The sequence below is a fragment of the Consotaella salsifontis genome, from assembly GCF_900167365.1.
In the GTDB taxonomy this organism is placed as follows: Bacteria; Pseudomonadota; Alphaproteobacteria; order Rhizobiales; family Rhizobiaceae; genus Consotaella; species Consotaella salsifontis.
This window is the reverse complement of sequence record NZ_FUXL01000006.1, coordinates 157,732-183,546: the sequence shown is the minus strand read 5'-3', so window position 1 is coordinate 183,546 and position 25,815 is coordinate 157,732. Positions and strand designations below refer to the sequence as shown.

The 25,815-nt window shown below is 63.3% G+C and carries 20 protein-coding genes; 13 read left to right on the top strand and 7 right to left on the bottom strand.

Features of this window, described 5'->3' with window-relative positions; genetic code table 11:
* Window positions 1–9: 9 nt before the first annotated feature.
* From B5D38_RS10705 to B5D38_RS10695, 3 genes are all read left to right on the top strand, one after another.
* The gene (locus B5D38_RS10705) at window positions 10–660 is read left to right on the top strand and encodes a protein-L-isoaspartate O-methyltransferase family protein (protein WP_078708503.1); all 651 of its coding nucleotides are present in this window, start codon (window positions 10–12) and stop codon (window positions 658–660) included.
* A gap of 378 nt (window positions 661–1,038) precedes the next feature.
* On the top strand, window positions 1,039–2,454 hold the full coding sequence (locus tag B5D38_RS10700) for a TolC family outer membrane protein (protein ID WP_425349329.1): 1,416 nt from the start codon (window positions 1,039–1,041) through the stop codon (window positions 2,452–2,454).
* Between the two features lie 116 nt (window positions 2,455–2,570).
* Window positions 2,571–3,608 carry a PopZ family protein gene (locus B5D38_RS10695; protein WP_425349328.1) on the top strand — a complete coding sequence of 346 codons (1,038 nt, stop codon included), beginning with the start codon at window positions 2,571–2,573 and terminating at the stop codon, window positions 3,606–3,608.
* 159 nt (window positions 3,609–3,767) lie between these two features.
* On the opposite strand, the gene B5D38_RS10690 is transcribed toward B5D38_RS10695, so the two are convergent.
* Window positions 3,768–4,400, bottom strand: coding sequence for an AAA family ATPase (locus B5D38_RS10690; RefSeq protein ID WP_342587354.1), 633 nt, complete (start codon window positions 4,398–4,400; stop codon window positions 3,768–3,770).
* A 99-nt stretch (window positions 4,401–4,499) separates the two neighbouring features.
* Here B5D38_RS10690 and B5D38_RS10685 point away from each other — a divergent pair, with 99 nt between their 5' ends.
* Both B5D38_RS10685 and ade read left to right on the top strand, forming a co-directional pair.
* The gene (locus B5D38_RS10685) at window positions 4,500–7,280 is read left to right on the top strand and encodes a valine--tRNA ligase (RefSeq protein ID WP_078708409.1); all 2,781 of its coding nucleotides are present in this window, start codon (window positions 4,500–4,502) and stop codon (window positions 7,278–7,280) included.
* Between the two features lie 169 nt (window positions 7,281–7,449).
* Window positions 7,450–9,255: an adenine deaminase gene (gene ade / locus B5D38_RS10680; RefSeq protein ID WP_078708408.1), complete on the top strand. Its 1,806-nt coding sequence runs from the start codon at window positions 7,450–7,452 to the stop codon at window positions 9,253–9,255.
* 12 nt (window positions 9,256–9,267) lie between these two features.
* Here the strand turns inward: ade and B5D38_RS10675 are convergent, their stop codons facing one another.
* Entirely contained in the window at window positions 9,268–9,729 is a 462-nt protein-coding gene (locus tag B5D38_RS10675) for a cupin domain-containing protein (RefSeq protein WP_078708407.1), read from the bottom strand.
* A gap of 346 nt (window positions 9,730–10,075) precedes the next feature.
* Between B5D38_RS10675 and ilvA the strand changes: the two genes are divergently transcribed.
* Window positions 10,076–11,335, top strand: a complete 1,260-nt coding sequence (gene ilvA, locus B5D38_RS10670; protein WP_078708406.1) for a threonine ammonia-lyase IlvA — start codon at window positions 10,076–10,078, stop codon at window positions 11,333–11,335.
* Window positions 11,336–11,541: 206 nt separating this feature from the next.
* Window positions 11,542–12,405, top strand: a complete 864-nt coding sequence (locus tag B5D38_RS10665) for a DMT family transporter (RefSeq protein WP_245319115.1) — start codon at window positions 11,542–11,544, stop codon at window positions 12,403–12,405.
* A 9-nt stretch (window positions 12,406–12,414) separates the two neighbouring features.
* On the opposite strand, the gene B5D38_RS10660 is transcribed toward B5D38_RS10665, so the two are convergent.
* Window positions 12,415–13,830 (bottom strand): aminotransferase-like domain-containing protein, encoded by a 1,416-nt coding sequence (locus B5D38_RS10660; protein WP_078708404.1) that lies wholly within the window; start codon window positions 13,828–13,830, stop codon window positions 12,415–12,417.
* 81 nt (window positions 13,831–13,911) lie between these two features.
* Here B5D38_RS10660 and B5D38_RS10655 point away from each other — a divergent pair, with 81 nt between their 5' ends.
* Entirely contained in the window at window positions 13,912–14,130 is a 219-nt protein-coding gene (locus B5D38_RS10655; protein ID WP_078708403.1) for a DUF1127 domain-containing protein, read from the top strand.
* 94 nt (window positions 14,131–14,224) lie between these two features.
* On the opposite strand, the gene B5D38_RS10650 is transcribed toward B5D38_RS10655, so the two are convergent.
* From B5D38_RS10650 to B5D38_RS22380, 3 genes are read right to left on the bottom strand one after another with little or no spacing between them, the layout of a single operon-like run.
* Complete coding sequence (locus B5D38_RS10650; RefSeq protein ID WP_078708402.1) at window positions 14,225–14,710, bottom strand: helical membrane plugin domain-containing protein; 486 nt, start codon at window positions 14,708–14,710, stop codon at window positions 14,225–14,227.
* Entirely contained in the window at window positions 14,710–17,049 is a 2,340-nt protein-coding gene (gene fdhF / locus B5D38_RS10645; protein ID WP_207552931.1) for a formate dehydrogenase subunit alpha, read from the bottom strand. Before fdhF ends, B5D38_RS10650 begins: the two co-directional genes overlap by 1 nt.
* A gap of 11 nt (window positions 17,050–17,060) precedes the next feature.
* Window positions 17,061–17,675 (bottom strand): 2Fe-2S iron-sulfur cluster-binding protein, encoded by a 615-nt coding sequence (locus B5D38_RS22380; RefSeq protein WP_207552930.1) that lies wholly within the window; start codon window positions 17,673–17,675, stop codon window positions 17,061–17,063.
* A gap of 255 nt (window positions 17,676–17,930) precedes the next feature.
* Here B5D38_RS22380 and B5D38_RS10640 point away from each other — a divergent pair, with 255 nt between their 5' ends.
* From B5D38_RS10640 to mfd, 5 genes are all read left to right on the top strand, one after another.
* Window positions 17,931–18,437: a ferritin-like domain-containing protein gene (locus B5D38_RS10640; RefSeq protein ID WP_078708401.1), complete on the top strand. Its 507-nt coding sequence runs from the start codon at window positions 17,931–17,933 to the stop codon at window positions 18,435–18,437.
* 507 nt (window positions 18,438–18,944) lie between these two features.
* Window positions 18,945–19,277 carry a hypothetical protein gene (locus B5D38_RS10635; RefSeq protein ID WP_207552929.1) on the top strand — a complete coding sequence of 111 codons (333 nt, stop codon included), beginning with the start codon at window positions 18,945–18,947 and terminating at the stop codon, window positions 19,275–19,277.
* A 134-nt stretch (window positions 19,278–19,411) separates the two neighbouring features.
* Window positions 19,412–19,705 (top strand): hypothetical protein, encoded by a 294-nt coding sequence (locus tag B5D38_RS10630; protein WP_078708399.1) that lies wholly within the window; start codon window positions 19,412–19,414, stop codon window positions 19,703–19,705.
* A 31-nt stretch (window positions 19,706–19,736) separates the two neighbouring features.
* Window positions 19,737–20,960, top strand: a complete 1,224-nt coding sequence (locus tag B5D38_RS10625; RefSeq protein ID WP_078708398.1) for an alcohol dehydrogenase catalytic domain-containing protein — start codon at window positions 19,737–19,739, stop codon at window positions 20,958–20,960.
* A gap of 260 nt (window positions 20,961–21,220) precedes the next feature.
* Window positions 21,221–24,595, top strand: coding sequence for a transcription-repair coupling factor (gene mfd / locus B5D38_RS10620; protein WP_078708501.1), 3,375 nt, complete (start codon window positions 21,221–21,223; stop codon window positions 24,593–24,595).
* Between the two features lie 60 nt (window positions 24,596–24,655).
* On the opposite strand, the gene B5D38_RS10615 is transcribed toward mfd, so the two are convergent.
* Complete coding sequence (locus B5D38_RS10615) at window positions 24,656–25,765, bottom strand: ABC transporter ATP-binding protein (RefSeq protein WP_078708397.1); 1,110 nt, start codon at window positions 25,763–25,765, stop codon at window positions 24,656–24,658.
* Window positions 25,766–25,815: the final 50 nt, after the last annotated feature.

Genomic DNA, 25,815 nt, shown 5'->3' with positions numbered 1-25,815 from the left:
GGCTGTGTCATGGACTTCGCCACTCAAAGAACCGCAATGGTCGACAACCAGATCCGGACCACCGACGTCACGGACTATAAGGTTCTGGAGGCGCTACTCACCGTTCCGCGTGAAGAATTCGTTCCCACCGCGCAGCGGCCCCTGGCGTATATCGACGAGGATGTCTCGATCGGCCGAGGGCGCTATCTCATGGAACCCTCGCCGTTCGCCAAGCTGATCCAGCTCGCGGCTATCGGCCCGCGCGACGTCGTGCTCGATGTCGGATGCGGAACCGGCTATTCGTCGGGAATCATTTCGCATCTCGCGGGCTCAGTGGTGGCGCTCGAATCGGACCCGGAGCTGGCGGCAGCCGCGATGGAAACGCTGACCCGGCTCGAACTGGTCAATGTCGTGGTCGTCGAGGGGCCGCTCAACGAGGGCTACCCGTCGGAGGCGCCTTACGATGTGATCGTCATCGAGGGAGCGGTGATGGAATTGCCCGACGCTTTCTTCGATCAACTCCGCGATGGTGGGCGTTTGGTCGTCGTCGAAGGCGTGGGCAACTCAGCCATGGCCCGTCTTTACATGAAGGACGAAGGAATCGTCTCGGGCCGCTTTGCCTTCAATTGCGCGGTCAAGCCGCTGCCAGGCTTTGAGAAGAAGGCCACTTTCGTCTTCTGAAGACCGCGAACCTGCCGCCTGCCATAGGTGGCAATCATCGGTTCTGCCTTTGCGCCTGCGGCAACCTTATGCGGGATGACGTCCTGCAAAAAGGTTGCCGCAGGCGCGCGAAGGCGTACAGCCTCGCTCCTCCTTGATAGTGTATCAATTCGCAGAGGGCAGCGGCCTGTCAACGGGCGGGGTGTGTGTGGAATCGGCGCGGCTCGAACCGCAATTCGTCTGTTCCGATGCGGCCACAGTCGGAAGAAAATGTCCGCAAACCGTTTACGAGACGTTTCGCTGTCGGCTATTTGAGTGCATAGAACCGATCGGTTCGATGAATGTCGCCGAACGGCTCTCTCCATGGTTGTGAGCGGCGTCAATGCGGAGAATAGAGCAGTGAAAGCTAAATTTTGGCTAGCGGTGGCGCTGACCGCCGGCACCATTCTCAGCGGCGCGGTCGCGGCAGATGCGGAAACCCTTCGTGGCGCGTTGGCCAAGGCCTATCACAACAATCAGTCCCTCAACGCGGCTCGCGCCGAGCAGCGGGCGACGGACGAGGCAGTACCTCAGGCAAAGTCGGGTCTTAGGCCTTTCATCAGCGCGGTGGGGCGCGCCAACGCGAACCACACCTTAACGACGCACAGCCAATATGGTTCCAGCGACTACAACTCCAGAAGCCTCGGCTATGGATTTGGCGTTCAGCTCAACCAGGCGCTCTTTGACGGTTTTCAGACGCCGAACAACGTCAGGGCTGCGAAAGCGCGGGTTCTCGCGGGGCAGGAGAATCTCGCCAACAGCGTCCAGAATACGTTCACTGATACGGTTTCGGCCTATATGGACGTCGTCCGTGATCGCGAAATCGCTTCGCTTCGGCGCCAGAATCTGAGCTTTCTGGAGGAGCAGGTGAGGGCCGCTCGCGCCCGCCTCGACGTTGGTGAGGGCACGCGCACCGACGTTGCGCAGGCCGAGGCGGAAAGGGCGCTTGCCACGGCGACGCTCAACTCGGCCCTGGCACAGGTCGCCAGCAGCGAGGCGACCTATTTTCAGGTGGTCGGAGCGGCGCCGACGGGCCTTTCCGCAGCGGAAGCGCTGACGGGTGTCTTGCCGCCGTCCATCGATGCCGCCTTGTCGATCTCGCAGCGAGACCATCCCGCGATCCTGGCGACGCTTCATCTCGTCGATGCTGCATCTTTCCAGGTCAAATCCGCCGAAGGCGCCTTGCTGCCGCAAGTTTCGCTGACGGGTGAGGTTGAAGACAGCTATTCCACGACTCACACCAATGATTTGCCCGGCGTCGGCTCGCGCTCGACCGGCAGCAATGCCTTGTCGGCAACCGTCGGCGCGACATTGACCATTCCCATCTACCAGGGTGGCCTCGCGTCCTCGCAAGTCCGTCAGTACAAGGAGACGCTTGGTCAGCGCCGCATCGAGGTCGATTCCGCGCGCGACCAGGTGCGGGCCGCCGTGGCCACCGCTTGGGCGACGTTGGAAGCTGCGCGCGCCAACGTCTCCGGCTATCGCTCCCAGGTGGAGGCGGCCAAGCTCGCCCTCCAGGGTGTGAGCGAAGAGCGCAACGTGGGTCAACGCACGACTCTCGATGTGTTGAACTCTCAGGCGGATGTCATCACGGCGCAGATCCTGCTGGCCGGTGCTCGACGCGACGTCGTCGTGGGCAGTTATGCCCTGGCGTCCGCAATTGGTCATCTGACGCCGCAGCGACTGAAGCTGCCGGTCGCGATCTATGACCCGAACGACCATTACAAGGCGGTCGAGGACAAGTGGGGCGGGCTGCGCACCCCGGACGGGCGCTGACCTTCAATATCTTCTGTAGAAATCTGGAAAGCCGCGGCCCCGGGGATTCAATCCTCGGGGTTTTCAGTTTAGTCTTAAGAGTATGATTCGGCTGCTCAAGATCAGTCGAAGAGATTATGATGCGGAGCTTAATGATGAGCCAAGCGCTTCCGGCCAAAGAACCATCCATGGATGAAATCCTTGCGTCTATCCGGCGGATCATCGAGAGCGGGGACGATCGAGGAGTAGGGCGCCGGCAACCGCAGACTTCGGCAGGCTCTGCTTTAAAGGCTGACGAGACGTCTCGTGCCGTTCATAACGAGCCTTCAGCGGAGCTTTCGCGCGATCATCGAGCGAAGGAATCAATGGTTTCCGGGGACGCGATTCGGACCGCGGTCGCACCAGAGGTCGAAGAGAGCCGTCTCGGCCAAACCGATGACGAACAGGATTCAACGGGCAGTATGACCTCGGCTCACGAGAGCCGTCCGATGCCGGATGCTTCTCGATCTGCGGCGTCCGGACTGTCCAAGTTTGGTGGTGGCCGGGTTTTGGCCGAGCTTCGGCCGAGCCGGATCGATTATTCGTCGGACGCGGGCGATGTGCCGCCGGTGCGCCGCGCGGCCGGTGAGGGCGCGTCCGGTGCGCCGCAGCCGGCTGCGGCCGCGTCTTCCTACGAGGACCCGCATGGATTCGGGAGCCAGGAGGACGAATCGCAGGACGCGCAGGCCGATCTCGACGCGGATTTGGACCAGCGTCTGGCGGACGAGCTGCGCTATCAGGCCTTCGAGGTCGATCATCAGCAGGAAGCAGCTTCGGAGACTTCTCCGTCGGCTGCCGATTTGGAAGCCGATGAGCCTGAGCAGACCAATCATGAGCCCGCGGCCAACGATGTTCGCCTCCCCGCTTGGCTGACGTCAGCCGGAGAGCCATCTGCCGCGCAGGGCGAGGATGCGCCTCTGCTATCGGATCGTTCTGGACAGGAGGTCGCGGCCGCCTTCGACGAACTCTCCCGCGCGATCCGCGAGGGCGAGCTGCGTTCGTTGGAGCAGATGGCGCAAGAGATGCTGCGCCCCATGCTGCAGGAATGGCTGGACGACAATTTGCCGCGCATGGTCGAGCGGCTGGTGCGCGAGGAAATCGAGCGAGTGGCTCGCGGTGGTCGACGCACGGCCTGACACAGAAGGATCGCTGGCCCGCGCATGACGCACGGGCCAGCCTGCTTTGCCGCAAAACTCACCGCCTGAAGAGGTCTCGGCTCTAGACCGAAGCGTCACCTTTTGCGGCAGAATGAAGCGGCGGAAAATGTGCAATTGCAGTTGGGCGACTCTCGGTCCCTACGTCTGGAGCTCCGCCAGGCCGGCTTCGATGTCTTCTACGAGAGTTTCAACCGGCCGTATTCCTTCGACGTGAAGCCAGGGGCAAGGCAAGACCTGCAGCCATGCGCGATGTCCTGTGAGGCTGCGGCCGGAGCGATCTCCGCGTTCGTAACATGCAGCCCAGGCCATGAAGGCGGTATGGGTCGCGTGCATCGCGCCACCCGGTGCCAGCGCCTCTGCTCCATGGCGGGCAAGTTCGCGGGACCGCAGCCGCTCCAGCCGAACCTTTGCCGGCGTTTCGATGAAGACGACAAGATCGAAGAGATTGACGAGGGGCTCGCCCCAGCTATCCAGCGATCCGGAAAGCACCCAGCCTTGATGCGCCTCTTCGAAAGCACGGCGAATACGGTCCAAACGTTTGTCGATGGGGCGCTTCAATTGGTAGGGCGGATCGGTGGCTTCCCAATAGAAATCGTCGGTATCCAGATGAGTCAGTTGTAGGCGTGCCGCGAGCGCGTGGCCAAGGGTTGAGACTCCCGAACCTGACGCTCCGGTTATGTGAATATGGAACGCTCTATCCTTCATGGCGACGGCTCGTTTTACCTTGCGGAAAACCGCTTGAAAATGCCGGAAAGACGGATCCTGTGGCAAGCTGCCCGATTGAGAAGCGACGGTTCGCGTTGACAGCCCTTCCGGCTTGACGATAACCCCTTTCGACGCCGTCCTCGGCCAAATTCTCCCGGACCTGCCATGATCGAAAAAACCTACGACGCCGCTGACATCGAACCGCGCATCGCCGAACGTTGGGAGAGCGCGAATGCGTTTCGCTCCGGCGCGGGCGCCGCTCCCGGCGCGGAAGCTTTCTCGATCGTCATTCCGCCGCCCAATGTCACCGGCTCGCTGCACATGGGCCATGCGCTCAACGATACGCTCCAGGACGTGCTGGTGCGCTTCGAGCGGATGCGCGGCAAAAATGTGCTTTGGCAGCCAGGGCTCGATCACGCCGGCATCGCCACGCAGATGGTCGTGGAGCGCCAGCTCGCGCAGCGGGGCGAACCAAGTCGCCGTGACATGGGGCGCGAGGCTTTCGTCGAGCGGGTCTGGCAGTGGAAGGGTGAATCTGGCGGCACGATCCTGAAGCAGTTGCGGCGCCTCGGCGCCTCCTGCGACTGGTCGCGCGAGCGCTTCACCATGGATGAGGGGCTGTCGCGAGCCGTTCGTGAGGTCTTCGTCAGCCTCTACAAGGACGGGCTGATCTACAAGGACAAGCGTCTGGTCAATTGGGACCCGAAGCTGCTCACCGCCATTTCCGACCTGGAGGTGGAGCAGAAGGAGGTGAAGGGTCATCTCTGGCACTTTCGCTATCCGATCGAGGGCCGTGTCTTCAATCCCGAGGATTCGTCGACCTTCATCGTCGTTGCCACCACGCGCCCCGAAACGATGCTCGGCGACACGGGCGTCGCGGTGAACCCGTCGGATGAGCGATATCAGGCGCTGATCGGCGAAAAGGTGATCCTGCCCTTGGTCGGGCGGCGCATCCCGATCGTCGGCGACGACTACGCCGATCCGGAAGCCGGTTCGGGCGCCGTGAAGATCACGCCCGCCCATGACTTCAACGACTTCGAGGTCGGTAAGCGCAACGATCTTGGACGCATCAACATCCTCACCATCGAAGCGGCGGTGACGCTTGCCGGCAATCCCGACTTCCTTGAGGGGCTAGAGCGCACCGATGCCCTTCAGCGCACCATTGAGGCGCTCGACGGGCAGGATCGCTTCCTCGCGCGCCAGCGCGTCGTCGAGATGATGGAGGAGGGCGGCTACCTCGCCAAGATCGAGGACCATGTTCACATGGTGCCGCATGGCGACCGGGGCGGCGTGCCGATCGAGCCGTTCCTGACCGACCAGTGGTATGTCGACGCCGCGACGCTGGCCAAGCCGGCGATCGAGAGCGTCCGCGCGGACCGGACGCGGTTCGTGCCGAAGAACTGGGAGAAGACCTATTTCGACTGGATGGAGAACATCCAGCCCTGGTGCATTTCCCGCCAGCTGTGGTGGGGCCATCAGATCCCGGCATGGTATGGGCCGGATGGCGAGGTGTTCGTCGAAAAGACCGAGGAAGAGGCGGTGGCCGCCGCGCTCGCCCATTACGTCGTCAACGGCACCATCACGGATGAAGAAGCGCGCGTCATGGCCGAGGACCCGGCCGAGCGTGAGGGCTTCCTCAAGCGCGACGAGGACGTGCTCGACACGTGGTTCTCGTCCGCGCTGTGGCCCTTCTCGACCCTCGGCTGGCCCGACCAGACGCCGGAACTCGCCACCTATTATCCGACGAGCGTCCTGGTCACCGGCTTTGACATCATCTTCTTCTGGGTCGCCCGCATGATGATGATGGGCACCCACTTCATGAAGACCGAGCCGTTCCACACGGTCTATGTCCATGCGCTGGTGCGCGACAAGCACGGCGCCAAGATGTCGAAGTCCAAGGGCAACGTCATCGACCCGCTCGATCTCATCGACGAGTTCGGCGCCGACGCACTGCGCTTCACGCTCGCCATCATGGCGGCGCAGGGGCGCGACGTGAAGCTCGACCCGCAGCGCATCGCCGGCTACCGCAATTTCGGCACCAAGCTGTGGAACGCCACGCGCTTCGCAGAGATGAACGGCGTCGTCCATGGCGCCGCCGTGGATCCGGAGAAGCTGACGCTGCCGCTGAACCGGTGGCTGATGACCGAGCTCGGCCGCACCACGGCGGCAGTAACGACGGCGTTGGAAACCTATCGCTTCAACGAAGCTGCGGGCGCGCTCTACCGCTTCGTCTGGAACCTCTTCTGCGACTGGTACCTCGAACTTTCCAAGCCGGTCTTCCTGGAGGGAGACGAGGCGGCCCAGACCGAAACGCGGGCGGTGACTGGCCACGTCCTCGACCGTATCTATGCACTGCTTCACCCGTTCATGCCCTTCCTGACGGAGGAGCTCTGGACCGTCACTGCGCCCACCGGAGCCTCGCGCGACGCGCTGCTCTGCCACACACGATGGCCGGAGCTGACCTTCGCCGACAGTCAGGCGGCGGATGACATCAATTGGCTGATCGACCTCGTCAGCGAGATCCGCTCCGTGCGCGCCGAGATGAACGTGCCGGCGTCGGCCGAAGCCGCGCTGGTGGCGATCCGGCCGGAGCCGCTGGTGGTGGAGCGGCTCGAGCGCCACGATGCGGCGTTGAAGCGACTTGCGCGCCTGTCGAGTGTCTCAATCGTGGAAGGCGCGCCGCTTCAGTCCGCGCAGATCATTGTCGGCGGGGCGACATTTGCCCTGCCTCTCGAAGGCATGATCGACATCGCTGCGGAGAGAGCGCGCCTCGACAAGGCGTTGAAGAAGGCGAACGATGAGGTTGGACGCATCGAGAAGAAGCTCGGAAACGAGAAGTTCGTCGCCAACGCCAAGGAAGAGGTGGTGGAACAGGAGCGCGAGAAGCTGGAGAGCTATCGCGCCGAGGCGGCCAAGCTCGAGGTTGCACGCCAACGCCTCGCCTGATCGCCGATCACCTCGGCCATCGAATATAAGCGGCGGTCTTCGGGCCGCCGCTTTCGCATTGTCCCCTGGCGCCTGATTGGGGCGGGGATGCTCGCCGCCATGTCTTGTTCCGCCGCCGCTGGTCGGTAGAGTTACCGGTCAAGATTGCTGTCCGTTTTTCGAGGTTGCCATGTCGTCCGCAAAGCCATTTCCCGCCTTCGAGTCCGTCGCCCCGAGCCTCGTGGATGTCGCCATGGGACGAGCGGCGGCCGATCTGGTCGTCAAGAACGGACGCTGGGTCAACGTCCATTCGGGCGAGATCATCCCGGCGACCGACATCGCCATCAAGGCGGGGCGCTTCGCCTATTGCGGACCGGACGCGAGCCACACGATCGGTGAGGGGACGAAGGTGGTGGACGCGGCCGGGCGCTATCTCGTTCCCGGCCTTTGCGACGCGCACATGCATGTCGAAAGTGGAATGGTGACAGTCACGGAGTTTTGCCGGGCCGTCATCCCTCATGGCACGACATCGATGTTCATCGATCCTCACGAGATCGCCAATGTCCTTGGCCTCGAGGGCGTCAGGCTCATGCACGACGACGCGCTGGTTCAGCCGACCAATGTGTGGGTCCAGATGCCGTCCTGCGTGCCCTCGGCGCCGGGATTGGAAGAAGGGGGCGCCGTGCTTGGTCCCGCCGATGTCGAGGAGGCGATGGGCTGGCCGGGGATCATCGGTCTCGGCGAGGTGATGAATTTTCCCGGCGTCGCCGCCAACGATTCAACGATGGTGGGAGAGATCGCCGCGACGCGGCGCGCGGGACGCACCGTGGGCGGGCATTATGCCTCGCCCGACCTTGGCCGCGCGTTCCACGGCTATGCCGCCGGCGGGCCGGAGGACGACCACGAGGGCACGCGCATGGAGGACGCGGTGGCGCGCGTGCGCCAGGGCATGAAGGCAATGCTGCGCCTCGGCTCGGCCTGGTACGATGTGGCGGCGCAGGTGCGCGCCGTCACCGAGATGGGGCTCGATTCGCGCCACTTCATTCTGTGCACCGACGACAGCCATTCCGGCACGCTGGTGCGTGACGGCCATATGGATCGCGTCGTGCGCCATGCCATTGCGCAGGGGCTGAAGCCGATCACCGCCATCCAGATGGCGACCATCAACACGGCCGAGCATTTCAAGCTGGAGCGGGAGATCGGCTCGATCACTCCGGGCCGGCGCGCCGACTTCCTGATCGTATCCGACCTCGCGGCCCTCTCCATCGACGCGGTCTACGGGCGCGGTGTCGAGCTCGCCAAGGGCGGGGCGCTTTGCGTGGATCTACCTGCCTATGCCTATCCCAAGGAGGCGAAGGCGACGGTCAAGCTGGGTAAGGCGCTCACCAAGGAGGATTTCGCGATCGCCCCCCCGGCGGACCATCCGGAGCGGGTGAAGGTGCGTGTCATCGGCGTCGTGGAAAATCAGGCGCCGACGCGGGCGTTGACCGCCGAGCTGCCAATTGAGAAAGGGGTGATCGGCATCGATCGGCAGAACGATGTCTGCCGCATCGCGCTGGTCGAGCGCCATCGCGGCAGCGGAGCCGTCGTCAACGCGTTCGTTTCCGGCTTCGGCTATCGCGGTCGCTGTGCGCTGGCCTCGACGGTGGCTCATGACTCGCATCACATGATCGTCGTCGGCACCTGCCGCCAGCAGATGGCTCTCGCCGCCAACCGGCTCGCGGAGGTGGGAGGCGGCGCCGCCTTCTTCGCCGAGGACGAGGAGAGGGCGCTTGTGGAGATGCCGATCGCAGGGCTGATGTCCGACGAGCGCTCCGAGATTGTCGCGAGGAAGGCCGATCGCCTGATCGAGGCGATGCGGGAGTCGGGCTGTACACTCAACAACGCCTTCATGCAGCATTCTCTGCTGGCGCTCGTCGTGATCCCTTCCTTGAGGATTTCCGACAAGGGGCTCGTCGATGTCGAGACGTTCTCCCTGGTTGACGTGTTTCTCTGAGGTCTGCTGGTCCTAATACGGCGAGCCGTCCTTGTGGGTGAAGATCAAGCTTCCGTCGATGCTCGTGACCTTCAGATCGTCGTTCGGGTAGGTGCAGTCGTCGCCAGGCGTGCGGTCGCCGATTTCGAGATAGACGCAGACGCTATCGGCGCGGTTCTCGATATGATGGGCGGTTCCACCCGCCGGAAATCCCGCGACCATGCCGGGCTCCAGCCGAAATTCACCTTCGTCGGTGATGAGGGTGGGCGTGCCCTCGATGATGTAGATGAACTCGTCCTGCCGCGAATGGTGATGATGGATGGAGGAAACGGCTCCCGGCGTCAGGCTCGCGAGGTTGACGCCGAAGTTCGTCAGGCCGAAGAGGTCGCCGAGCGGGCGCTTCCTCCTGCCGGCCACAATTGAATAGAACGGCTCGGGATAGTTGCTCGGCTTCGTCCGGGCCGGGGCGTCTTTCGCGGCGAGCGGCGTGATCATGGTGCTTCTCCTGATTATCCTGAGGGGAAGGATAGTCGATCGGTCGCCGACAAAAAGATGGGACGCCTGCTTTACAAAGCGGGCAATCTGCGCCACCTGTCGGCACGACTTCAACTTCGAGCAAGGGGGCGTGCGATGACGACTTTTCCATCGATCGGCGGAGTCGCGTCCCTGATTATCGGCGCCGGCGTCGCTCGGCACCACTGAGACCCGATCCTCAGACGCCGAGCCGCGACCGGCTCGCGTTGCGCTCCCGCCGAGCGCCGCGAACATGCTCTTCTTCCGCCGGTTCTGCTGGCACGTCCCTTGGCGTGGCCCTTCGCCCGCCCCACGGTTTCAAAAGATCATGTCTCAATCCGAATTCTCCCTCCGCGTCTCAAATGCGGAAAAGGCGTTGCGCGAGCTCTTTCCCGAGACGCCCCTTCAGCTCAACGAGCATCTCTCCAACCGCTACGGGGCCCGCGTCTTCCTCAAGCGCGAGGATCTGACGCCGGTTCGCTCGTACAAGATCCGCGGCGCCTTCAACTTCATGCGAAAGCGCCTTGCCGACGGCGCCGGGGAAGCGTCCTTCTGTTGCGCGTCCGCCGGCAACCACGCGCAGGGCTTTGCCTTCGCCTGTCGCCATTTCGGCGTGAAGGGCCGGGTCTTCATGCCGGTCACGACGCCGCAGCAGAAGATCGACAAGACGCGCGTCTTCGGTGGTAGCGCCATCGAGATCGAGCTGGTCGGCGATTTCTTCGATGATTGCTACGCTGCCGCCAAGGCATACGCCCAGACCTCCGGGGCGGAGATGGTGCCGCCTTTCGATCACGAGGATATCATCGAGGGCCAGGCTTCGGTGGCGCTCGAGATCGACCGTCAGCTCGGTTACGAGCGTCCCGACGTTCTCGTGCTGCCTGTCGGCGGTGGCGGGCTTGCCTCGGGCGTAACGCGCCTCGTCAGCGATGGCTCGCACCCTGCTCCAGCGCTGCGCTTTGTCGAGCCGCTGGGCGCGCCGAGCCTTCGCACCAGCATCGAGCGCGGCGAGCTGACGCGCCTCAAGACCATCGAGGGCTTCGTTGACGGTGCGGCGGTCGCCGAAATCGGCCGGCTGCCGTTCGAGACGCTTTCGCGCTTCAAGCCGGATGACATCACGCTCGTGCCCGAGGGGCGGCTTTGCCAGACGATGCTGGAGATGCTGAACGTCGAGGGTATCGTGCTGGAGCCCGCCGGCGCGCTCGCGGTCGATGCGCTTCGCGACCTTGCACCTCAAATCAGGGGCAAGACAGTGGTGCTCGTCACGTCGGGCGGCAACTTCGATTTCGAGCGCCTGCCAGACGTCAAGGAGCGCGCCCTGCGTTTCGAGGGATTGAAGAAGTACTTCATCCTGCGCCTTGCCCAACGCCCCGGCGCGCTGCGTGATTTCCTTGGGGTACTCGGCCCGGACGACGATATCGCCCGCTTCGAATACCTCAAGAAGTCGGCGAAGGACTTCGGCTCGATCCTCCTCGGCATCGAGACCAAGGCGCCGGAGAACTTCGAGGCCCTGCTCAAGCGCTTCGATGCGCAGGGCATTCTTTACCAGGACATCACCAACGACCCGATCGTCGCAGACCTGCTGATCTGATTCCGGTTAGGCGGAGCGGGCGTCGCGATCGGCATTTGCCTCGACACTGGGCAGCGATCAGCCCTGTTCGCCGCAGGCCTGATGTTCTAGTATCCCAGATAACTCGGCCGGGAGTGATCCTCATAATGGAGGGCTGCTCCCGGCATATTTGCCCTACGTCTCCTCTTGCGAGCTCCATTCCTCGGATGGCGCCGGACCTTCCTGTCGTGACTTCTTCCACCAACGTTCTCAGAGGCATCGCCTATATCCTCACCGCCGGCTTTCTCATCGCCTCCATGGATGGGATCGGGAAGGCTCTAACGGCGGAGCTGCCCGTCTTACAGGTGGTCTGGGCGCGGTATTTCTTTCATACGCTGGCGATGACGGGGATGCTCGTCGCGCTGACAGGCCGGCGCTTCCTCGTAACGAAGCGGCCGGTGCTCCAAATCACGCGCGGTGCGCTGCTCATCGTCGTCACGGTGCTGATTTATACCGCGATGCCACACATCTCGCTCGCCGACGCTACGGCCATCCAGTTCTTCGCGCCGGTGTTGGTGACGCTGCTCTCGGCGCTGTTCCTTGGCGAAAGCATCGGCATTTACCGGATTGGCGCGGTGGTTGCGGGCTTCGCTGGCGTGCTGCTCGTCGTGCGCCCAGGTTTTGGCGATGCAAATCCCTATCTGCTTCTGCCGCTTTTCGCGGCTTTCGCGCTGGCCGGCTACTTCATGCTGACCCGCACTCTTTCCGGGCCGCAGGAAGGGCTCGCGGCCTTGTTCCACACGACGGCCGCAGGCGCGGTCGTCATCAGCCTGCTGGTGCCGACGGTCTGGGTGGCACCGACAGGGTGGCAACTCTTCGAGATGGCCGCGCTCGGCCTCTTCGGTGCGCTTGGCCACGGCTGTCTCGTTCGGGGCTTCGCCCATGCCCCGGCCTCGGTGCTTTCGCCCTTCCTCTATAGCCAGGTGCTCTTTGCGACGATCTATACGATCGTCCTGTTCGGCGACTCCCTGACCCTTCCCATGATGGCCGGAACAGGGCTGCTCATCGCCAGCGGCCTCACCATCTGGTGGCGGGAGCGCGGGCAAAAGTAGGCGCTGCCGTCAGGCTTCCGCGTCATAGCCGACCACGCCGGCGTCGATGATCCTGCGAAGATGAAAGAGCGCGTTGCCCATCTCCTCGCGCGTCGCCGAGGAAAAGCCGATGCGCGCACGGTGGTAGACCCGCTCGATGCGCCCCGCCTTGAACTCGTCCTCGTCGTCGACCAGCATGCCCTGCTGGAGGGCGGCGTTCTTGAACGTACCGGACAGCCATTCGCCCGGCAGCTTCAGCCAAAGGTACGGCAGGGTCGGACGAGAGACGAGATCGTAGCCATCGAGAGCTCTACGCGCGATCGCTTCGCGGGCCACGATCTCCTGGCGTACGCGATCGCGGATATCTTCCGCCGCGCCGCTGAAAACAAGGCGGGCGCCAGCCTCCGCCAAAACGAAGGACAGGCCGCCGGTGATCATCTTGTGGGTGATCTTGATGCGCGAGCTGAAGTTCTCCGGGCAAGCCACCCAGCCGCATCGAATACCGGCCGCGACGGCCTTGGACAGACTTCCGACGACGAAGGTGCGCTCGGGCGCGAAGCTGGCGAGAAGCGGCGTCTCTCCGCCGATAAGGCTGCCGTAGATGTCATCCTCGATCAGCCAGACGTCGTGGCGTCGCGCGATGTCCGCCAAGGCCCTTCGCCGCTCCTCGCTCATGATGGCGAGGGTGGGGTTGTGAGCCGACGGCATCAGGAAGGCCAGTTTCAGCCGGCGCTCGACGCAGGCGCGTTCGAACTCGTCCGGCACCATGCCTTCCTCATCGAGGCCGACGGGCAGGATCTCCCGCCCGATCAGCCGGGCACTGCGAGCAAATTGGCTGTAGGTGAGGGCTTCAAACGCCACCGCGTCGCCAGGAGAACTCATGGCCGCGATCACCGCCATGGCTCCGGCGTGAGCGCCGAGCGTCGGAACGATGGTGTCCGCCGTGGGGCGCCAGGCGCTACGCGACAGCCATGAAACCCCGGCATCCAGCCAATGCTGTGGGTGAACGCGCGAGTAGCTTGAAACGGCGACAGGTTGATCCCGCGTGATGGCGGCCAAAACTTCGCCGACGATGCTGCTCTGCCCGATATCCGGGGCAGCGGTCGTATCCAGGCGAAGTTTGTCTTCGGGTGGCTCGTGAAACCGTGTCCCGCTGAACTCGAAGCTGGGTGCCTGGCCCGATCCTCGGACGGGATCGCTTTTCGGGGGGGCGACATAGGTGCCTCGACCTACTTCGCCGCTGACAAGGCCGCGCTGGTGGAGGAGGGTGTAAGTTCGCCCGATCGTTCCGATCGTAACCCCGAGGTCGAAGGCGAGATTGCGCTGCGGCGGAAGCTTCTGCCCCGCCGCGATCTTTCCCTCGGTAATTGCTACCGCAATGGCGTCGGCCAAGCGGACATAGTAGGGGCCATCGCCCTCGACCGGCTGAAAAAGCAAACTTGTCACCGTAGCAATTTTCTATCTTGTCGAAATGTACCCCATGAATATGAATGCAGGCAAGTCCAATCGCTGAGGAAGGGGTGCAATATGGCCCATTATAGATCGGAAAGGGTGACAATCGGATATGAACGACGGGCGTCGCTTGCGCTCCTGCATATTCGGCTATGGACTGCTCTGAGACGCTGGCACGGCTTGAGCCGGAGCAGACGGCACCTTCTCGAACTTTCGGACGAGCATTTGCGCGATATCGGCGTCAGTCGGGCCGAGGCCTTGGCCGAGGGACGTCGGTCCTTCTACCTCGACTAGAACGGAGACTCTGGTTGGGCCGAGGCCTGACACCGGCTTGAGGGCGGTGCCTTTGGGAGCGCCGCCGCTGCCGGACGGCGAGCCCTTAGTCGCTTCAAGAGTTGCTTGGCTTTCCCGTAAAGGCGGAGATCGGCTTTTCCACCTTGCGGTCGAGGCCGCTGGCGAAGGCCTTCAGCCCGGCCAAGAGCGGCATCAGGGCGTGCCAGAGATCGTCGTCCTGCAGCAGCTTATAGGCGCCGCTGAGGCCGGGCGCTCCTTCCTCCAGGCCGCCGGGTGGGGCATAGGACCCAACGCCATTGAGCCCGTCCTTGATGGCGAAAACGACGCGGTAGAACTGCGCCGGCTCGATTCGCGAGAGCGCCATCAGGAGGATCGACAGGTTTTGGGCGGCATTGAGCGAGCCCGGCTTGGCCAGCCCGTCCACCAGCACCTTGGCGATCTGCGGGTTGGCGCCAACAAGGTCGTTGGCCAGCCGCAGCGCGCCATGTTCGTGCAGGGTTTGGAGCAGCCGCTCCAGCTCCTCGTGTGCATCCGGGCCGATCTTCGTCGGCTTGACGTCGTAGTCGATGCGTTCCGCCATCAGAACCTCTCCGGACGAGACGTGTGTTGGGGCGGCTGGACATAATCGTCCTGGCGCCATTTGACCTCCACCTCGACGCCGGCCATCGGCGTCCGGTGGCCATTTCGGAAGTTCTCCGGCGGCAACGGCGAATGATCCATCGTCCGGTCCATCACCCGCACCTTCACCGCCGTCTCCTTGTAGGCCGGCGTGTTGACGTCGGGATCGTGGTGCTCTCCGGTCAGCTTGTTGATACCGGGCTTGCCCTGGTGGATGGGCATGAAGAGGTCGCGCCCGCTGACCCGGTCCGTGATGACCGCCGGCACCTCGACCGTGCCGCGCCGCGAGGTGACTTCCAGCCAGGTTCCTTCCGAGATGCCGAGTTCCTGTGCCAGCTCGGGGCTGACCTCGACGAACCAGTTGGGCGACAGCGACCAGATGCGTGGCCCGCGGCCGGTCTGATTGGTCGACTGGAATTGCTCGAGCATCCGGCCATTGTCGAGGATGAGGTCGTATTCGCCGTCCGCTTCCTCGGCGGGCTTTTCCCATTCGAGCGGGAAGAGCACCGCCTTGCCGTCGTCCGTGTGGAAGCCGTCGGTGTAGAGCAGCGGCGTATCGGTGCCGTCCGCCTTGACCGGCCATGAGAGTGACTTCCACCCCTCCAGCCTCTCATAAGTGACGCCGGCGAAGATTTCCGCGATCCCCGCCACCTCGTCCATGATTTCGGAGGGATGGTTGTAGCCCCAGTCATGGCCCATGCGGGCCGCGAGATCGGTCAGGATGCGCCAATCCGGCCGGCTGTCGCCGAGCGGTGGCATGACCTCGTAGAAGCGCTGGATGCGCCGCTCTGTGTTGACGAAAGTGCCTTCCTTCTCGACGCTGGGACAGCCGGGGAGCACGACGTCGGCAAATTCGGCCGTGCGGCTCAGGAAGATGTCCTGGACAACCAGGAAATCGAGCTTGGTGAAAGCCTCGTGCACGTTGGTGGAATCGGCATCGGAGAAGGCCGTCTCCTCGCCGATCACGTACATCGCCTTCACCTTACCTTCCTTGGCGTGCTGGACCATGAGGAAGTTATCTTCGCCCACCTGATCGGAAAGCTCGTCCGGCGCCACGCCCCAGGCCTTCGCCCATTTGGCGCGGACCTTGTCGTCGGTAACCTTTTCGTAGCCCGGATACATGTTCTTCAGGCAGCCGAAGTCGCTGGCGCCCTGAACGTTGTTGTGGCCGCGCATCGGATAGCCGCCGGTGCCCGGCCGTCCGTAATTGCCGGTGACGACCAGGAGGTTCGACAGCGCTGTGCTGGTATTTGCGCCGTGGCTGTGCTGGGTGATGCCCATCGCCCAGAGGAGGCAGACCGACTTCGCCTTGCCGATCATCTCGCCGGCTTCGATGAGCTGCTCGCGGGGGATGCCCGTGATCTCCTCGGCGAACTCGAGGGTGAATGGCTCGAGCGACTTCCGGTACTCCTCGACCTGATTCACCTTGCTGTTCAGGAATTCGGTGTCGGCGTAGCCGTGGTCGAACATGTAGCGGGCGAGGGTGGAGGCCCAGACGAGATCAGTGCTCGCCTTCGGCCTCATGAAGATGTCGGCGCGCTCGGCCATCTCGTGCTTGCGAAGGTCGGCGACGATCAGCTTCTGGCCGCGGTGCTTCTTGGCGGCCTTGACCTTGGAGGCAATGACCGGGTGGTTCTCCGACAAGTTGCTGCCGACGATGATGACGAGATCCGCCTTCTCGATATCTTCGATAGACCCAGCGTCGCCGCCATGGCCGACCGTGCGGAACAGCCCCTTGGTCGCCGGATTCTGGCAATAGCGCGAGGAGTTGTCGACGCTGTTGGTGCCGACGATCAGTCGCGCGATCTTCTGCGTGAGGTAGGCTTCCTCGTTGCTCGCCTTGCTGGACCCGATGAAGCCGATGCTGTCCGGGCCGTGCATGTCACGGATATCGAGGAGCCGGCGCGCGACGAGATCGAGCGCCTCGTCCCAGCTTGCCTCGCGAAAGCGGCCGTTCTCGCGGATCAGCGGCGTGGTCAGCCGCTTCTCGCTGTTGACGAAGTCCCAGGCGAATTTGCCCTTGATGCAGGTCGAGATGCCGTTCACCGGCGCCTCCACCACCGGCTGCACCTTCAGGATCTGGCGATCGCGGGTGAACATCTCGAAGGAACAGCTGACGCCGCAATAGGTGCAGACCGTCTTCGTCCGCTTGATCTCGGGCTGGCGCCACTTCATGTCCATCAGCGAGATGCCGCTGATCGGCGGCGCGCCGATGGTATCCTCCAGTGCCTTGACGATGTGGATCATCGGCCGTTTCAGGTCCTGCGGCATGGCGGTGAAAGGACCCGCGTCCGGCTGCATCGTCTTTTCCATCAAGGCATTGCAGGGGCAGACAGTAACGCAGTGGCCGCAGCTGACGCAGCTTGAGCCGGCGATCGTCTCCCCGCCATCCCAGAGAACGCGGGGCGCTTCATGGTGAAATCGATGCTCAGCGTCTCGTTCACCTCGACATTCTGGCACGCTTCGACGCAGCGCCCGCACAAAATGCACTGGTCAGGATCGTAGGTGTAGAACGGGTTGGAGTCGTCCTTCTCGTAGGGCTTGCGCTTGAACTCGTAGCGCTGGATGGGGATGTGCATGTCCACCATCGTGTTGTGCAGCGTGCAGTCGCCGGTGTTGTTCTCGCACACCGTGCAATAGAGCTCGTGCTTGGCGAGCAGCCGGTCCATGCCTTCCTCGCGCGCGGCCTTGGCCTTCTGCGTCGCGCTGACCAGCGTCATGCCATCGGCGGAGCGAAGGGAGCAACCGCGCACCAACTCGCCTTCATGCTCCACCCAGCAGACGTCGCATGTCTCGATCGGATCGAGCGCGCGATGGTAGCAGACGTGCGACAGGTGGATGTCGTGGTCCGCCAGGAAGTCGATCAGCGGAACGTCAGCTGGTCCAGTCAGCATCTGCCCGTCGAAGGAAATGGTCGCTGTGCTCATCCGGGAATCCTTTCCGATGCCCTGAATACCTAAGCGATGCGGCCCGAAAGGAACCCGGCGCGTTGACCAATACCGTTAGGCTGCGAAGCATTATGAGCGATTGGGCCAGCCAAAATCCTTGACCGGCTCCATAAGTCATTGTCTGGCAACGCAAATTATTCCTCTGCCGCCGAGGCGGCAGAGGAACGGCGCCTTCGGTGCGCGGTTAGCGCCAGGAACGGCACGGCGCCGCTGAATTTCAGGAAGAGGTTATCGATGAGCGACAAGCAATACCGACTGGGGCTGTGGCTTCGCGACGCGCACGCGATGGAGCAGCAGGCAGAGACGATGTTGAAGGCGCAGTCCTCTCGCCTGGAACACTACCCGGAGCTGCGGGCGCGCATCGACCAGCATGTCCGCGAAACGCAAAGCCAGATCAGCCGCGTCGAGGAGTGCATCAAGCGTGTCGGCACCGATAGCTCGGCCTTGAAGGACATGGCCGGCTCACTGACTGCGACGATGCAAGGGCTGGGCGGAATGTTCGCGGGCGACGAGGTGTTGAAGGGCTCGATGGCGAGTTTTGCCTTCGAGAACCTCGAGGCGAGCGGCTACCTCATTCTCGCTGTTGCTGCGGAGGAGGCGGGCGACCAGCAGACTGCCGCCGTCTGCCGCGAGATCATGGAGGAGGAACTGGCCATGGCCTCGTGGATCAAGGACCATCTGCCTGATCTGACGCGCGCGTTCCTCTCTCGCGAGGAGGCTGATCTTACAGCCAAGCGGTGAGGCGGGATTTGGTACACACTCAAGCTGGACGCGGACTCTAAGGACCTGCGGTTTCGGCTTGCTGCCGTCGAGCGAACAACTGTCGGACAAATTCTCGGCCGGCGCCTGCGGTATCGTCTGGAAGGCGCCTGCCGACAGTCTCTGATCGCGTGCGCTATAGCAGACGGTGCGCCGATTCAACTTAATGAAGATGATGCTTGTTGATTCTTCTAAATTTAACTGACTTAAATTTTGGCGTGAAATTATATTTTCTTATCATTATTCGGAACTTTGAAGGATTTACCGGCTTCCTCCAATGACCGCTGCAAGAAAATATCTCTTGCGGGTGTGATTATATCAATCAACTTCGGAGGAAGTTCCATGAAAATTATCGCAGCAACTCTTTGCGCGTCTGCCTTGCTCGCCGCTCCGGCTTTGGCTCAGTCATCGTCTGGTTCGAATAGCGGCACATCGACCGATACGTCGTCCGCCCCGCAGACCCGGACCGGGACAGGTGCAAGCTCCACAATGTCCGACTCGATGACCTCCGAGCAGCGGGCCATGGGGCAGCAGCGTGTTCAGAAGGCTCTCCAGTCGGCTGGCTATACGAACATCAGCATCCTCGACACGTCCTATCTCATCTCGGCGACCACGCCGGATGGCGATCCGGTTCTGATGATCCTCAATCCGCCGGCCATGGCGGGTTCGATGTCCGGTGATTCAACCGGCATGTCTGGCACCAGCGGCAGTGGGGCGAGTGGCACCTCGGGCAAGAGCGGTTCCAGCACCGGCAGCTCTTCTTCGGGCAGTTCGACCAAAGGCGGTTCTTCGTCCGGCGGCAGCTCTTCCAGCGGCGGCTGACGATTGATCGGCGAGCATTTGAAGGGGGAGGGCGCGTCGCGTCCTCCCCTGCCTGAGCCTCATTGGGAGAGGCTCGCCGGGATCTGACATTGCTCGTCGCAGTCCCCGGACCAACGGACGAAAGGAAGAAGACAATGCCAAACAACACAACCCGTCCCGGCGATACGCCGCGCTCCGCGACGCCGCGCAATCCGAATAGCGATGGTCCCAGCATGGTGCACGGGCGGGACCCGATCGCACCAAGCGGCGACCCGGCTGTCCGCCGTCGCGGAACCTCCTCGTGGCTTTGGCTCGCGCTTGGCGTGGTCGTCGTCCTTCTGGTTCTGTGGTGGCTCTTCGGCGCCAGCTACTGGGGCGGCGCTCCGGTCGAGACTGGCACGGTCTCTCCCACAGCCGAGGGCACCGTGGCTCCCGCTCCCGGAGGCTGACCGGCCTCATTCCCCAATTTTCGAGGTAGAGATGAAAGCTGTCGTCTTTCACGGTGTCCGAGACATCCGATTGGACAATGTCCCTGATCCGCAAATCAAGGAACCGACCGACGCGATCGTCCGGCTCACGTCGAGCGCCATCTGCGGCACCGATCTTCACATGATCCGAGGCACCATGCCCGGCATGGTCGAGGGGACGATCCTCGGGCACGAAGGCGTCGGAGTTGTCGAGGAAGTTGGCCCACAGGTTCGCAACTTCAGGAGGGGCGACCGCGTCGTCATTCCTTCCACCATCGCCTGCGGACACTGCTCCTATTGCCGGGCCGGCTTTACGGCGCAGTGTGACGACGCCAATCCAAACGGCCATCTCGCCGGCACGGCCTTCTTCGGAGGCCCTGGTCAGACCGGTCCGTTCGACGGGCTCCAGGCCCAATATGCCCGCATTCCGTATGCCAACGCCAATCTCGTGCCGCTGCATCCGGAGATCACCGATCATCAGGCAATCTGCCTGTCCGACATCGCGTCAACAGGCTGGTTCGGGGCCGATCTGGCGGACATCGAAAGCGGTCGTGGCAAGACCGTTCTGGTGATGGGGTGCGGCCCCGTCGGCTTGTTTGCGATCCTCGGTGCCTGGCACATGGGCGCGCAACGCGTGATCGCCGTGGACCGGCTGAATGAACGCCTGCAAAAGGCGAAGGATCTCGGCGCCGAGACGATCAACTTCGAGGAGGAAAATCCGCTGGAGGCTATCCTCGAACTGACAGGTGGAATTGGCCCGGACCGCGCGATCGATGTTGTCGGCGTTGACGCCTTCCGCCCGACGAAGGGGCCAATGAAGGCGGAGGTCGAGAAGCGGGCGGAGTTTTACGATCGGCAGGTGCAGATGATCGCCGAAGCCTCCGCCATGACCGATGCCTCCCACTACGCGGCCGGCAATGCTCCCTCTCTCTCGCTCGAATGGGCGGTTCAGGCGCTGGCCAAGGCCGGCACGCTCTCGGTGATCGGCGTCTACCCGCAGACGGATATGTTCTTTCCCATTGGCGCGGCGATGAACAAGAATCTCACGCTTCGCATGGGTAACGCCAACCACAAGAAATACGTACAGCGCTTGGTGGAAATGGTGCGCACGGGGGCTCTCCGGCCGGAGACGATCCTGACCGAGATGGAGCCGATGACCGACGTCATCGAGGCCTACGAGACCTTCGACGCTCAGGACAAGGGCTGGATCAAGGTGGAGCTCGATCCCGCAGCCTGAACGAATGGCGAGGGGCATCGGCCGGCGGTCCGGTCGGTGCCCCTTGAGCAATGGGCAATAGCAACCGGCACCGTCGGCGCTATGGCCTTTTGCGTCTTTGTTATCCTGGCGCGATCCGGCATCCGTCGCACGTCTTACGGCAGAAGATGGATGCGGATTATCCGCGACGCTCAAGCCTCGCCCATTCCGGTGCGAAGCTGCGGATCGTGTTGGGCCGTCGCGCGTTGCGTCGGCTCCACCGGGTGATCGCGGAGCGTTTGATGAACATTGCAGTGAACAAATCCGCGTCGGATGATCGGCTCCTGATGGCGGATGATCCGATCGGCGCGGTGGCGGTCGATCTGCTCGACCTGATCGAGCAGACAGTGGGCGGTCCGCTCTTCTACGTTGCCCGCGACGAACTGCGAGCCAGGGCGCTCTATGAAGTGCTGCGGGCGCTCGCTTCCGACCTTGGTGTCGCCCACTTTCCGGGATGGGATTGCCCGCCCTATGTCAGCGCTTCTCCCTCGCGCGCGGTCATGGGGCAGCGCATGGGCGTCCTGCGATGGCTGACGGATCGGCGGTCGCCACCGTCTGTTGTCATCACCACGCCTGACGCTCTCCTACGGCTTGTGCCGCCGCCGTCGATTTGGCCAAAGGCCCATATCGCCTTCCGAGCGGGAGAGCCGATAGATCCTGAAGCCGTCAATGCCGCCCTGACCTCTGTCGGCTACATCGTTGACGAGCGCGTCGATGAACCCGGTGAGGTGGCGATCCGTGGTCGCGTCATCGAGGTTTTTCCGGCGGCTTCGCCTTTGCCCTGCCGGATCGAATACGAAGACGGCCTGATCACGACGATCCACACCTACGATCCGGCGACGCAACGCACCACAGATGAAGCGGAAGAGCTGACCATTGATCCGGCATCGGAAATCGTCGCTCAGGAAGCACCACTCTCTGAGGCTGGAAGAGAGGAGGCGCGTGAAGAGAAGGAGCGTCTCGAACCGGCTCCGGGGCGAGAGCATTGGCTGTCGAGCTTCTATCCTGAACTGGTGACCGTTTTCGACTATGCGCCGGGCAGGAAAATGTTGCTCGAGAACGGTGCCGCGGAGCGGGCGGCGATGTTTCTCGACATCATCAACGAGAGCTACGAGAGCGAACTCGCCCTGCGCTCGGAAGCTGCCACGCGCCCAGCGCCGGCGACGCCTCATCGCCTCTTCGTCGATCGGGCGGAGTGGAAGAAGGCGATGGCCGATCGTGCGCTCGAAGTGGCAACAGACTTGCGATGCCAAAAAGACCGCACTGTTCCCAGATTTGCGGCGAACCGCGCCGCCGCCAGCGCCTTCAGGAGTTATGTCAGCGAGCGACTGGAAGCTGGCGGGCGTGTGGTGCTCACTGGCCCCGATACGAGCCTCGACAGATTGCGCCGACGCGCCTCGCGGCTCCTCAGGCGATCCATAGAGCCGGCGAAGGACTGGCAGGATGTGATGGAAGCGGCGCCGTCGAGCCTGCTCAGCCTCGTCGCTCCGATCGAACGCGGCTTTGTCAGCAAACTTGAGGACATCGCCATCGTGGCGGCGAGCGACCTGTTCGGTAGCCACGCGCAGGCGGCTGGTTTGAGGAAACCCGATCCGCTTGCGACGGAAGAGGTGGGATTCCGCATCGGCCAGCCGGTGGTTCACCGGGACCACGGCATCGGCATTTTGGACGGCCTGGAGGAGATCGCGCAGCCGGATGGCGGCGCCGCCGATGCGGTTCGCCTGTGTTACGAGGGCGGCGCGACGCTGTTGGTTCCGGTGGAGGAGATCGACAGGCTCTGGAGCTATGGCGGCGACGCCTCCGTCTCGCTTGACCGGTTGAGCAGCGAGAGTTGGGCCAAGAGGCGGGCCGAGCTGGAAAGCGCCATCGAGGCGGCCGCGGAGCGCCTGACGGAGGCGGCGCGCGAACGGCGAAGCAGAAAGGCGCCCGAGCTTGTACCGGAGGCGGCGCGCTACGAGCGTTTCGTGGGGCGCTTCGGCTATACGCTGACGCCCGATCAGGCATCGGCGATCGATGCGGTGCTCTCAGATCTCGCTTCTGGCCGTCGCATGGACAGGCTGATTTGCGGCGACGTCGGCTATGGCAAGACCGAGGTCGCGTTGCGTGCCATCGCTGCGGCGGCCTTTGCCGGCAAGCAGGTTGCTTTCGTCGCGCCCACTACCGTTCTTGTCCGCCAGCATCTGAGAACGCTCGCTCGCCGCTTTGCCGGGACGGGCATTGAGGTGGCGGAGCTTTCGCGCATGGTGAAACCTGCGGACGCCCGGCGGGTGAAGGCGGGGCTCGAGGATGGGACCATCCGCGTCGTCGTCGGCACCCACGCCGTGGCGGCGAAGGGGGTCGCTTTCGCGGATCTCGGTCTCGTCGTCATCGACGAGGAACAGCGCTTCGGCGCTCGGGTGAAGACCCAGCTAAAGAAGCTGACGGACTCGGCCCACGTGCTGACGCTGACGGCGACCCCGATCCCCCGCTCGCTTCAAGCGAGCCTGGTCGGCCTTCAGGATCTCAGCATGATCGAGACGCCGCCCGTGGCTCGCCAGCCGGTTCGCACAATTGTCGCCGCGTTCGATGAGTCGATGGTTCGGGAGGCACTTCGTCGCGAAAAAGCGCGTGGCGGCCAGAGTTTCGTCGTCTGCCCGCGCATCGATGATCTCGAATCGATGGGGGATCGGCTACGCGCACTCGCGCCGGAGCTTCGTCTCGTGAGCGCCCACGGCGAAATGGCCCCAGCCGAGATCGACGGCGTCATGCTGGGTTTCGCGGACGGTGAGGGCGATGTGCTTCTTGCCACGAACATCATCGAAAGTGGGCTCGACGTGCCCAACGCCAACACGATGATCGTCTGGCAGGCGGATCGGTTTGGGTTGGCGCAACTGCACCAATTGCGGGGTCGTGTCGGTCGTGGCGCCCGACGCGGCACCGTGCTTCTCATGACAGAGGCAAGCCGTGAACTGGGGGAAGAAGCCGAGCAGCGGCTGCGGTCGCTGGAACGGCTGGATCAGCTCGGCGCGGGCTTCCGCGTCAGCACCCGCGATCTTGAGCTGCGCGGAGCGGGCGATCTTCTGGGTGAGGAGCAGGCTGGCCATCTGCGGCTGATCGGAACCCGGCTTTACCGTCATCTCCTGGACCGGGCCATCGGTAAGGCCGAGGGCGAAACGCTCGAGGACGAGTGGATGCCGGTCATCAGGCTCGGCCTCTCAGGCCGCATTCCGAAGGACTACATTCCCGAGGAAGAAGTTCGCCTCGACCTCTACGCCCGCTTCGCCGAAGCCGGGGATTCCGAGGTGCTTGCCGATCTGGAGAGCGAGGTGGACGATCGGTTCGGAGCCATTCCGGAGGAAATGGCCGATCTCTTCGCACTCGCGCAAATTCGTGTGCGCTGCCGAGAGGCCGGCATCGCAGACCTCGATGGCGGGCCGCAGGCGCTCGCCGCGCGCTTTCGCCCGCACCGCCTCAAGGCCATCGCGAAGACCAAGCTGCCGCCGGACATGGAATGGGTCGACGATCGGCTGCTCTTGCGTCGCAAGAGCGCAAGCCCGCGTGAAAGGCTGGGGCTCGCGCGTGCGCTGTTGGACGTCCTTGTTCCCGGCGCCTCCATTGGAACGAGCGTATCCTCCTGATTGCTGAGGCGAAGCGGCTTTCTCATAGCGTCAGGTGATGCCGTTCGACAGCGGAGTGCGTCAGTCGGCGACCAGGCTTTGCAGGTCGACGCGGCGCTCGAGTGCCGTGCCATCATTTCGGAAGAGGTGGGCCTTGGCCACGTCGAACCCGAGGCGCGTCGGCCTGCCGGGCGATATCGGCCGATCACCGCCGATGACCGCGCAGAGTGGCTGGTCCGTCTTGGTGATGCCGTGAACAACGCTTTGATTGCCGAGTCGCTCGACGACTTCCGGCGTCATTTCGATCTGCGCGTCGGCGCCTCCCAACACCAGATCATCTGGGCGTATGCCCAACTCGAGGGCCTCTCCCGATTCGATGGAGCCGTTGACCGGAAGCTTCAGTTCGAGGCCCGTTGACAGCCGCACCGTCGCACCCTCGGCCGAGGAGCTGATTCCCTCGGCGGCGATGAAGTTCATCGTCGGGTTGCCGATGAATCCGGCGACGAAGCGATTTGCTGGCTTATGAAAGAGTTCGAGTGGCGAACCCACCTGCTCGACGCGGCCGGCACGAAGGACGACGATCTTCGTCGCCATGGTCATCGCTTCGATCTGATCATGTGTCACATAGATCATGGTGTTGCCGAGCGATGCGTGAAGCCGTGACAGCTCCACTCGCATCTCGCTTCGCAACGCCGCATCGAGGTTGGAAAGCGGTTCATCGAACAAGAAAACCGAGGGCTCGCGCACGATGGCTCGGCCGATGGCGACGCGCTGGCGCTGACCGCCCGACAATTCACCCGGCTTGTATTCGAGGCGATCGCTAAGCTTCAGGAGTTCGGCGGCACGGCGCACACGCTGATCGACCTCGCCTTTCGCCAGTTTGGCGACGCGCAGGGGAAAGGCGATGTTCTCGAACACCGTCATATGCGGATAGAGGGCGTAGGACTGGAAGACCATGGCGATGCCGCGCTCGACCGGGGCGATATCGTTCACCACCCGCCCGTCGATGGCAATGGTGCCGGAGCTGATCTCCTCGAGACCGGCGATCATGCGCAGCATCGTCGACTTGCCGCAGCCGGACGGCCCGACAAAGACGACGAACTCGCCTTCTTCGATCGTCAGGTCTGTGGCGCGGATGACCTCCACATTTCCGAAGGTCTTTGTGACGGCCTGAAGCTTCAGATGACCCATGAACGTTCCGTTTCTTCGTCGGCAGCCACGGCTTCGTCGCGTGACGACCG

Excerpts from the sequence above, each read along its gene's own strand:
- B5D38_RS10650 (WP_078708402.1), bottom strand. The coding sequence starts at position 14,710 with ATGGCGGAACGCATCGACTACGACGTCAAGCCGACGAAGATCGGCCCG.
- B5D38_RS10675 (WP_078708407.1), bottom strand. The coding sequence starts at position 9,729 with ATGATCACGCCGCTCGCCGCGAAAGACGCCCCGGCCCGGACGAAGCCG.
- B5D38_RS10695 (WP_425349328.1), top strand. The coding sequence starts at position 2,571 with ATGATGCGGAGCTTAATGATGAGCCAAGCGCTTCCGGCCAAAGAACCA.
- B5D38_RS10625 (WP_078708398.1), top strand. The coding sequence starts at position 19,737 with ATGAAAGCTGTCGTCTTTCACGGTGTCCGAGACATCCGATTGGACAAT.
- B5D38_RS10685 (WP_078708409.1), top strand. The coding sequence starts at position 4,500 with ATGATCGAAAAAACCTACGACGCCGCTGACATCGAACCGCGCATCGCC.
- B5D38_RS22380 (WP_207552930.1), bottom strand. The coding sequence starts at position 17,675 with ATGAGCACAGCGACCATTTCCTTCGACGGGCAGATGCTGACTGGACCA.
- B5D38_RS10635 (WP_207552929.1), top strand. The coding sequence starts at position 18,945 with ATGTCCGACTCGATGACCTCCGAGCAGCGGGCCATGGGGCAGCAGCGT.
- B5D38_RS10705 (WP_078708503.1), top strand. The coding sequence starts at position 10 with ATGGACTTCGCCACTCAAAGAACCGCAATGGTCGACAACCAGATCCGG.
- mfd (WP_078708501.1), top strand. The coding sequence starts at position 21,221 with ATGAACATTGCAGTGAACAAATCCGCGTCGGATGATCGGCTCCTGATG.
- fdhF (WP_207552931.1), bottom strand. The coding sequence starts at position 17,049 with ATGCAGCCGGACGCGGGTCCTTTCACCGCCATGCCGCAGGACCTGAAA.
- B5D38_RS10640 (WP_078708401.1), top strand. The coding sequence starts at position 17,931 with ATGAGCGACAAGCAATACCGACTGGGGCTGTGGCTTCGCGACGCGCAC.
- B5D38_RS10630 (WP_078708399.1), top strand. The coding sequence starts at position 19,412 with ATGCCAAACAACACAACCCGTCCCGGCGATACGCCGCGCTCCGCGACG.
- ilvA (WP_078708406.1), top strand. The coding sequence starts at position 10,076 with ATGTCTCAATCCGAATTCTCCCTCCGCGTCTCAAATGCGGAAAAGGCG.
- ade (WP_078708408.1), top strand. The coding sequence starts at position 7,450 with ATGTCGTCCGCAAAGCCATTTCCCGCCTTCGAGTCCGTCGCCCCGAGC.
- B5D38_RS10615 (WP_078708397.1), bottom strand. The coding sequence starts at position 25,765 with ATGGGTCATCTGAAGCTTCAGGCCGTCACAAAGACCTTCGGAAATGTG.
- B5D38_RS10655 (WP_078708403.1), top strand. The coding sequence starts at position 13,912 with ATGGCCCATTATAGATCGGAAAGGGTGACAATCGGATATGAACGACGG.